Genomic DNA, 1,929 nt, shown 5'->3' with positions numbered 1-1,929 from the left:
TCCGCGGCGTCACCCCGGGCCCCGCTGTCGGCGTCGCTCTGGTCGCGCGGGCCGTCGTCCTCCGCGGCGTCCGTCTCGCGGCTCTCCTCGTGCGGCCCGTCCTGCGGCTGCTCCTGCGGGGGCGTCCCGTCCTGCGGGGGCCGCCCGCCGCCGGGATCGTCGGGACCGTCCGGGCCGTCCGTCCCGCCGCCCGGATCCGGGTCGTCGTCCCCGTCCCCGTCGCCGTCCGTCCCGTTCTCCTCGTCGTCGGCCGCGTGCTCCCGCAGCGTCTCGTCGAGCTTGTCCTCGTCCAGGCCCGGGGCGTCGAACGGATTGCGCCGCCGCCGGTGCGGAAGCGCGAGCAGGGCCGCCTGCCGTACGTCGTCCGCCGTCACCTCCGTGCGGTCCGCCCACGCCGCCAGCGCCGTGGCCGTACGCGCCATCACCAGGTCCGCGCGCATGCCGTCCACCTCGAACGCCGCGCACGTCGCCGCGATCTGCCGCAGCGCCGCGTCCCCGAGGCGTACCGACGGCAGCAACTCCCGTGCCGCCGCGATCCGTTCGCGCAGCGCGTCCTCCTCGTCCGCCCAACGCGCCGCGAAAGCCGCCGGATCGGCGTCGTAGGCGAGACGGCGGCGCACCACCTCGACGCGTTCGTCGGTGTCGCGGGAGGCCGTCACCTCCACCGTCAGGCCGAAGCGGTCCAGCAACTGCGGCCGCAGCTCGCCCTCTTCGGGATTCATCGTGCCGACGAGCAGGAACCGCGCGGCGTGCCGCACGGACACCCCCTCCCGCTCCACGTACGAGGAACCCATGGCCGCCGCGTCCAACAGCAGGTCGACCAGGTGGTCGTGGAGGAGGTTGACCTCGTCGACGTAGAGCACGCCCCGGTGCGCGTCCGCCAGCAGACCCGGCTCGAAGGCCTTCACGCCCTCGGACAGGGCCCGTTCGATGTCGAGCGCCCCCACGAGGCGGTCCTCGGACGCGCCCACGGGCAGCTCGACGAGATGGGCCGCGCGGGTCTTCCCCGCCGCGCCCTCGTGCGGCCCGTCCGGACAGGCGGGGTCGGGCGCCGCCGGGTCGCAGGAGAAGCGGCATCCGGGTACGACCTCCAGCCGCGGCAGCAGCGCCGAGAGCGCCCTGACGGCCGTGCTCTTCGCGGTGCCCTTCTCACCGCGGATGAGGACGCCGCCGACGGCGGGGTTCACGGAGTTCAGCAGCAGCCCGAGCTGCATGTCCCGCATGCCGACGAGTGCCGTGAACGGGTACGGGGTGCTCATGCCCTCTTCCCTCCCTGGGACGGACGTGGGTACGAACGGCCGTGCGTGCGGCCGGAGTTGGCGTGTACGGCGCGGCGGACGGCGGCGACGGTGCGCACCGTGGCGGCGTGAGTGGCGGCGGTCATGAGGGCGCTCCCTCGGGCCGTGGCTGCGGCAGGCCCGGCACGCTCGGGGCGCCCGGGGCGATGAACGGCAGACCCTGCGGCGGCCCCGACTCGATGAGCCGCAGCAGGGCGTCCGTGTCGGCGTGCTCCTCGATCAGGTCGCCCAGGCGGTCGAGTTGCTCCTCGCGCAGCGCCGCGAAGACGGTGTCCGGCGCGGGGACGAATCCACCGCGTCCGGCGTCCGCGGCGACGCGGCGCAGAAACGCGCGCCGGAAGCCGTCGCTCTCCAGCGAGCCGTGCCAGTGGGTGCCCCACACGGCGCCGACACGGCAGCCGTCCAGGGGCGCACCGGAGTCCGCGGCGGCGGGTACACGGGCGGCGCGTTCCGACCGGGCGGCGGCGCTCTCGTCGCCTGCGCCGCCCGCCGCCCTGAACACCGGTTCCCCGCCCAGCACTTCGGCCACACCGTGGTGGATCTCGTACCCCTCGACGTCCTCGCCGAGCGCGCGCCCCGAGGGTCGGGCCAGGGTCTTCTCGTGCGCGAAGCGCACCCGTACGGGCAGCAG

The 1,929-nt window shown here is 75.5% G+C and carries 1 protein-coding gene and 1 pseudogene (1 of these 2 only partly in view); both read right to left on the bottom strand.

Going from position 1 to position 1,929, the window contains the following annotated elements; genetic code table 11:
• The coding region (locus AN218_RS18840) for a magnesium chelatase ATPase subunit I (protein ID WP_171908716.1) at nucleotides 1-1,259 on the bottom strand (1,259 nt) is incomplete at its 3' end.
• Nucleotides 1,260-1,380: 121 nt separating this feature from the next.
• Nucleotides 1,381-1,929, bottom strand: a pseudogene (locus tag AN218_RS18835) (cobyric acid synthase); it runs 1,127 nt beyond the window's last position.

The sequence above is a fragment of the Streptomyces nanshensis genome, assembly GCF_001751255.1.
GTDB lineage: Bacteria > Actinomycetota > Actinomycetes > Streptomycetales > Streptomycetaceae > Streptomyces > Streptomyces nanshensis_A.
This window is presented reverse-complemented; position numbering and strand designations above follow the sequence as displayed.